Source organism: Bacillus sp. P4_D3 (assembly GCF_056401855.1).
In genome coordinates this window covers 1-5,852 of sequence record NZ_JBFUIN010000195.1, presented here as the reverse complement: position 1 = coordinate 5,852, position 5,852 = coordinate 1, and the positions used below count along the sequence as shown (strand labels likewise).

The 5,852-nt window shown below is 33.0% G+C and carries 10 protein-coding genes and 2 pseudogenes; 6 read left to right on the top strand and 6 right to left on the bottom strand.

Annotated features, from left to right (window positions below; all coding sequences use genetic code 11):
• From AC1DTM_RS16875 to AC1DTM_RS16860, 4 genes and pseudogenes are all read right to left on the bottom strand, one after another.
• Window positions 1–99, bottom strand: a 99-nt coding sequence (locus AC1DTM_RS16875; protein ID WP_255182107.1) for a thioredoxin domain-containing protein, incomplete at its 3' end; no start/stop codon positions are given.
• Between the two features lie 73 nt (window positions 100–172).
• A pseudogene (locus AC1DTM_RS16870) lies at window positions 173–545 on the bottom strand (tyrosine-type recombinase/integrase).
• A gap of 87 nt (window positions 546–632) precedes the next feature.
• Window positions 633–707 (bottom strand): annotated as a pseudogene (locus AC1DTM_RS16865) (site-specific integrase); the annotation flags it as partial.
• Window positions 708–999: 292 nt separating this feature from the next.
• On the bottom strand, window positions 1,000–1,608 hold the full coding sequence (locus AC1DTM_RS16860) for a hypothetical protein (RefSeq protein ID WP_016104764.1): 609 nt from the start codon (window positions 1,606–1,608) through the stop codon (window positions 1,000–1,002).
• Window positions 1,609–1,684: 76 nt separating this feature from the next.
• Here AC1DTM_RS16860 and AC1DTM_RS16855 point away from each other — a divergent pair, with 76 nt between their 5' ends.
• The 5 genes from AC1DTM_RS16855 (at window position 1,685) to AC1DTM_RS16835 (ending at window position 3,946) form a co-directional block, all read left to right on the top strand.
• The gene (locus tag AC1DTM_RS16855; protein ID WP_016104765.1) at window positions 1,685–1,906 is read left to right on the top strand and encodes a hypothetical protein; all 222 of its coding nucleotides are present in this window, start codon (window positions 1,685–1,687) and stop codon (window positions 1,904–1,906) included.
• 223 nt (window positions 1,907–2,129) lie between these two features.
• Window positions 2,130–2,285: a YqaJ viral recombinase family protein gene (locus AC1DTM_RS16850; RefSeq protein ID WP_477000524.1), complete on the top strand. Its 156-nt coding sequence runs from the start codon at window positions 2,130–2,132 to the stop codon at window positions 2,283–2,285.
• 200 nt (window positions 2,286–2,485) lie between these two features.
• Window positions 2,486–2,698, top strand: a complete 213-nt coding sequence (locus AC1DTM_RS16845; RefSeq protein WP_016104767.1) for a DUF3947 family protein — start codon at window positions 2,486–2,488, stop codon at window positions 2,696–2,698.
• Entirely contained in the window at window positions 2,676–3,251 is a 576-nt protein-coding gene (locus AC1DTM_RS16840) for a C1q-like domain-containing protein (protein ID WP_002157954.1), read from the top strand. Before AC1DTM_RS16845 ends, AC1DTM_RS16840 begins: the two co-directional genes overlap by 23 nt.
• A 137-nt stretch (window positions 3,252–3,388) precedes the next feature.
• A complete protein-coding gene (locus AC1DTM_RS16835) occupies window positions 3,389–3,946 on the top strand; it encodes an ABC transporter permease (protein WP_477000523.1) in 558 nt (185 codons plus the stop codon).
• A gap of 92 nt (window positions 3,947–4,038) precedes the next feature.
• Here the strand turns inward: AC1DTM_RS16835 and AC1DTM_RS16830 are convergent, their stop codons facing one another.
• Entirely contained in the window at window positions 4,039–4,251 is a 213-nt protein-coding gene (locus AC1DTM_RS16830; RefSeq protein ID WP_002157952.1) for a hypothetical protein, read from the bottom strand.
• A 220-nt stretch (window positions 4,252–4,471) separates the two neighbouring features.
• On the opposite strand from AC1DTM_RS16830, the gene AC1DTM_RS16825 reads away from it, so the two are divergent.
• Window positions 4,472–4,975, top strand: coding sequence for a MepB family protein (locus AC1DTM_RS16825; protein WP_016104770.1), 504 nt, complete (start codon window positions 4,472–4,474; stop codon window positions 4,973–4,975).
• A 357-nt stretch (window positions 4,976–5,332) separates the two neighbouring features.
• Here the strand turns inward: AC1DTM_RS16825 and AC1DTM_RS16820 are convergent, their stop codons facing one another.
• Window positions 5,333–5,527, bottom strand: coding sequence for a hypothetical protein (locus tag AC1DTM_RS16820; protein WP_016104771.1), 195 nt, complete (start codon window positions 5,525–5,527; stop codon window positions 5,333–5,335).
• Window positions 5,528–5,852: the final 325 nt, after the last annotated feature.

The window sequence follows — 5,852 nt, the reverse complement described above, 5'->3', positions numbered from 1 at the left end:
CACGCAATCTGGGCACCATGTAGTAAAGAACTTAACAACTACTGGCTCCTCGCTTGCGATGATGTCTTTGAATTCTTTGTCAGACTTGATTTCTCTCATGTTTTGTTGCTCCTTTTTCACTTATAATATTTTGGGTTATTTAGGCGGCGTTTTTGCCAAGAAAAGAAAACTTCTAACGAAAGTTCTTCTTTCCGAATAATTCTTTTGCAAATTGATCCACCGCAGTTTCCTGAAGTCCTGGTACAACATGTGAGTAGGTGTCCAGTGTGATACCTACTCTTTTATGTCCTAATCGTTCACTTACAATCTTCGGATGTATACCTTGTTTCAACATTAATGTTGCATGAGTATGCCTCAGATCATGGAACCGAATATCAGGAACCTCACTTTTCTTTATAAGCTTTTTCCAGAGCTGTGTCAAACTTCTGAAACGGCAGACCAAATCGCAGTCATTATAGCCTTCACCATATCGCTCTTTTTCCCTCAGAGATTTTTTGCAGATGGTCATTTAGTGCCATTAAAGTAATGTCAGGCAAAATCAGCAATCTCTTTCCTGAAGAGGTTTTTAGTTCATGGAATCCCTTTGTAATGTGAGAGAGGGAACGGTTAACAGATAACGTTCGTCTCTCAAAATCAATATCTTTCCATTGTAGACCTAAGATTTCACCTTTACGCATTCCACATGTAATAGCAAGAAGATAAGCGATATAATAATGGTTTTCTTTTGCATGTTCTAAAAAACGAAGAACTTCTTCATCGATTAAAAAACTAGGGGGTTAACGCTGATTTAGTGGAAAGAGCTCATTATATCACTCTTTCGGAGGAGGTGAGTTAGGATGCGGAAATGGTTAAAGAAACTATTTTCGAAAAAAACGCCCACCCTGCATTGTTTATGAGGAACAAGAAGGTGAGCTTCAATTAAACGAAACTGATTGGATTTGTGAAAATTGTGCCCAAATTATGCATGAACAAGGTATTGAAAGCGATGAATAGTACCCTTTACATCTTATTCCATATATAACAAAGCTGGTTAGCTTCTGATTCAAGTGCTATTAAATGATCATTATTAATAGAGTTATTCGTATACATTCTGTTCTTTTGGATGTTAAGAACCGTATAATTCACATCGTTATGTTCATTTGAAAATGTTGATTCGTTTAATAATGTCAGCGTTGAGTTGATGTTGTATTTATCAATTCGCTCTTTCTTTCCTTTGAAAAACAGTTTGATAAGATGCGGCTCATCATTAATGAGCAAACCGAGTTCAGGTGATGAGCGGACGATTAAATCATCTGATATCCAATGTGATTTACCTGGACCGAACCAAGAGACGTCGTTGTTTTTAATAAATTTTTTGTACTGCTTTATGACATCGATATAGTTTTGCTTTTTCCTTTGATCAACCGTTTGTACTAATGTTTCGAAACATTCAAAAGGTAGTTCATTTTGATGAAATTTAATAACAGTGTCTCGTAATTGTTTCCAGTAATCAAAAGCTGGTTGGTATTCAGGTTGAGATTTTAGATTTTTTACAAAGTTTGTTTTAGCTGCACTACTTTTCAGTGTGAAGTCTAAAAATTGTGTAAGTCCTACTTTAATTTCTGCCATATTACACCCCCTTTCCAAACATTACTAATTCGATAATAGAAAGGAAAATCCTGCATTTTTTAAGAAGGCGAGCTAGATGCTAGAAAACCAGATGTCCATGCACAATGGCCATGGTAAAGCTGATCCACAGGAGCAAGAAGGTATCATGACAACGTCTATCGATGCCGAAAAGTTACAAGATGCCATCAGTCGAGCGGTAATGATTTCACAGGAATATCCAGAAGGCGCGGAACCTGAGGGTGTGAATGGGAGCATTAATGAAGCATTGGAATTGTTACAAAAGTATTTTGGGCAATAAAAAAGGACTCACGGCAATGAGTCCTCATAAAAAAATATATGTTGGTATCAGTATAATATGGAAGGTGAGTGAATAGAACATGCAAGCAAAAGTATTGGTTAACACACTAAACATGGACCACGCTCAGTGGTTGCAAGCTATTGGTGGCTCAGATGTTTCTGCAATCGCAGGTTTAAATTAATGAAAATCAGCAGTTCAAGTACTCTTTGAAAAAACACAAGCGATTGAAAAGGAAGATTTACAAAGTGAATCGGCATATTTCGGAAACGTTTTGGAAGAGGTAGTTGCAAAAGAATTTTTCAAGCGTACGAATTTAAAGGTACAACGCAGAAATGCAATCCTGCAGCATCCTGAATACCCGTGGATGATTCAAATGTAGACCGATTGATTGTCGGTGAGAAGATTGGCCTTGAATGCAAAGTGTCGTCTGAATATTTTGAAAAAAGTGGGGATCAAAAGAAGGAAGGTGAGCAAAAACGYTATTTGAATAAAAGCTAGTGGACTAGTTTTTAACACTCACTGAAATTAAKAMTCATAAYATACTTTGTAATAACTTATATGGAAGTGAGTTGAATAMTAATGTTTTATTCATATTTTGATACCCGAGATAGAATGCGTCCGTATGGTACGGCGGGTATTACGTATAGCGGAGCACAAAGTACAATTCAAGCTGTTCAACAAGCGTTACAAGCACAGCAGCAAATTAGTCTAAACCTTCCAAATCTAGCTTGCATAATATGTAGTAATAGAGTAGAAAGGAGCGCTATATATGTCTTGTTATTACTACTGTAAGAATTGTGAGAGTTACCAAAAGAAAAATCATGATTGCTGTAAAAAAAGAAGTGAGTATTATAATAAGTGCGGTAAAAGATGTGATGACTGTTCTTGCGATCATAAGGAGAATAACCTTGTAAGAGCATCTGCCTTTAGAGCTGTAAATACAGTTAATCAAAACCTTCCAGCCAATACTTTTGTTAAAGTATTATTTCAAAATGAACAATTTGATTTAGCGAACGAATATAACCCAGCAACATCAGATTTTACTCCGAAAACTAGAGGCGTTTATTCCGTAATTGGAACGATTGGTTTCTTTCCAAACGATACAAATTTAAACTATAGAGCACGTGTAGAGGTTCGAGTGAATGGAAATGCGGCAATTGCTATTGATAACGACTTTTTTGGTCCAATAAATTTTGGTAATGTTGTAAGTGTTTCAACAATACTTCAATTACATGCAGGTGATATTGTCGAGATTTTTGCGCAAAGTAGTATAGATGGGGTTATTAGTAGTACAGAAGATGGTTCTCATTTTGAGGCTGCAAGATTCCCATCTCCAATTGTATAAATATTAAAAAGGAAAAAATTTTATTAACTCTGCTTTTCGGTGGAGTTTTTTTCATTTCATAATAGCAACAACTTGTCCAAACTTTTTAAATTTATTTTGCATAGTATACAATAATAGATTTAAAAGGGGATATAAATATGTCTTATTATTATTGTAAGCATTGTAATGGCTACAAAAAGAAACAGCATACTTGTTGTAAGAAGAGTACAGATTATTACGATAAGTGTTGTGATAATGAGAAAGATAAGCTTGTAAGGGCATCTGCTTTTAGAGCTGTTAGTACAGTAGATCAAAATGTCACTGCAAATACTTTTGTTAAAGTATTATTCCCAAATGAACAGTTTGATTTAGCGAATGAATATAATCCAGTAACATCAGAGTTTAYTCCGAAGACTAGAGGAGTTTATTCTATTATTGGTACAATCAGCTTTGCACCTAATGATAGTAATACGAATTATAGAGCGCGTGTAGAAATTCGGGTAAATGATAATCCAGCTATAGCGATAGATAATGACTTTTTTGGTCCACCCAATTTTGCAAATGTCGTAGCTGTTTCAACAATACTTCAATTACATGCAGGAGATGTAGTTGAAATTTTTGCTGAGAGTGATGTAGATGGACTGATTATACAAAATGATCCAGGATTTATTAGTACGCATTTTGAAGCTGCAAGATTCCCATCTCCAATAAAATAAAAGACATGTTTGTGATTTATGGACTATTTTTTAAAAAAAGGCTCTACCTTATGGTAGGGCCTTTTAGTTTAAGTTATTTAGAAGGTAATATATTAAAATAAGTTCATAAATACTTGATAAGCAACACCTAGAGTTAATACGATAGCTAACAGTTTTGCTACCCATCTCGGTGCATTTAAATTTAGTAAAAGGGAATGACATATATTAAATGTAATGCCGAGTGTTAAAAGAATTGCGATAAGATATAAAACTAATAGGAAGAAAGGTTGCTCTATGGAGCCGAAGTCAATTTTGGATGGATTCATGTAATATGTACCTCGTTTTTTATTGATATATTAATATAATAATGAAAAATACAAGAAATTGGAAGAGTAATGTAATAAATACTATAAAAGTAAATTTGAAGTTATGGATGGAGTAGATCAAATGATCTTTGAAAGACTATTCAAAGTCATCATTTGTTTAAGTTTGATATACAAGAACGAATGTTCTTGGTATACTGGAAAATAAAAAAGGTGCGTTTACATGACAAATTTTAGTAATATAATTGAAAAACTAGATGAAATGATTTATAAACCTAATAATCTATTAATTACTAAACGAAAAGAAGAAAAGCAAAATTCAGAATATGCAGGATGGGTATTCCAGCTAAATAATAGAAGCATACGATTTAGGGTATCGAAAATTACGCCTAATAAGATTGGACAATTTGTTTCTTTTTGGGAGAAAAATGCCTCTATGAGCAATCAGGCATTTTTTTATGATTCGGCTCCTAACCTTTTAGTTATCACTTGTATAGCGGATAATAAACTAGGACAATTTATTTTTCCAAAAGAGATTCTTCTAAAAGAAAAAATATTAAAAACGCAAAACCAAAAAGGGAAAATGGCTATGAGGGTTTACCCTATTTGGGATAAACCTGTTAGTAATCAAGCTAAGAAGAGTCAACTGTGGCAACTTCATTATTTTGTCGATTTAAGTGATACTGAAAATGTAGCTACAGATAAATTATTAAACTTATATTCATAGTGCATTATAAGAAAATGTTTTTTGAAATATTCAATGTTTGGTTAGATGGATATTTGGAAATGTTAACAAGATAATCCGTTAAGTAAAGAATAAAAAAGGAGCATACAAACAAAGTATGCTCAAAAAAGATAGGTTTTATGAGTGGAGAATCTCCATACGATAATATATGCTCATTTCATTAATATGTGTAAAATATCAACAAAATATCAATAGAATATCAATTAATGAGTTATTTTAGTTTTTTAATGAAGTCATGTTTTTGTGAAATGAAAAAGAGCCGTTTCTTTTGAAAGATGCGGCTCTTTTTACTATTTTGTTATCGTACTGTTCGAAATGATAAATCATAAAATTATACGATTAACAATTTGATAATGATCGGACTTCAGTTATATATTTCTTAAAGTCTGGATATTGAGATACAGTTTGGCAGGTAGGGGTGGGTAGTTGATTAATTAAAGACACATTTGTAATTACTTCGTTACAAGGACCGTAGAATGTAACTTTTAGCTTTGAATTCGGGGGAACTTTGAATACGATAGGGATTTTTCTCATTAAATAAACTCCTTACATAACAGGGGTTATATGTTTATTTCCTTTTAATTAGGAAGACATATTAATATAATATGTAATTTTTATTGTAGTTGATTATTACATATACTGTATGAGTTGATTTAATTTCTAGTACGTATCAAAATAGTGTTGTAAAAAAATATATATCATGTTTATAAAAAGCTTAAAAACAGACTAATACGAGGGAATAAGCGGTAATTAACTTGTCTCTATATAATAAATTGTAAAAAGGCAGCTTTTTTTAGCTGCCTTTTTACAGGGAGATTGAAAAATCTTGGAGGTCATTCATGAGTATAAGCAAAAATTG

Bases quoted from the DNA above. Each gene is read 5' to 3' on its own strand.
- AC1DTM_RS16855 (WP_016104765.1), top strand. From the start codon at position 1,685: ATGCTAGAAAACCAGATGTCCATGCACAATGGCCATGGTAAAGCTGAT.
- AC1DTM_RS16820 (WP_016104771.1), bottom strand. From the start codon at position 5,527: ATGAGAAAAATCCCTATCGTATTCAAAGTTCCCCCGAATTCAAAGCTA.
- AC1DTM_RS16825 (WP_016104770.1), top strand. From the start codon at position 4,472: ATGACAAATTTTAGTAATATAATTGAAAAACTAGATGAAATGATTTAT.
- AC1DTM_RS16845 (WP_016104767.1), top strand. From the start codon at position 2,486: ATGTTTTATTCATATTTTGATACCCGAGATAGAATGCGTCCGTATGGT.
- AC1DTM_RS16860 (WP_016104764.1), bottom strand. From the start codon at position 1,608: ATGGCAGAAATTAAAGTAGGACTTACACAATTTTTAGACTTCACACTG.
- AC1DTM_RS16830 (WP_002157952.1), bottom strand. From the start codon at position 4,251: ATGAATCCATCCAAAATTGACTTCGGCTCCATAGAGCAACCTTTCTTC.
- AC1DTM_RS16840 (WP_002157954.1), top strand. From the start codon at position 2,676: ATGTCTTGTTATTACTACTGTAAGAATTGTGAGAGTTACCAAAAGAAA.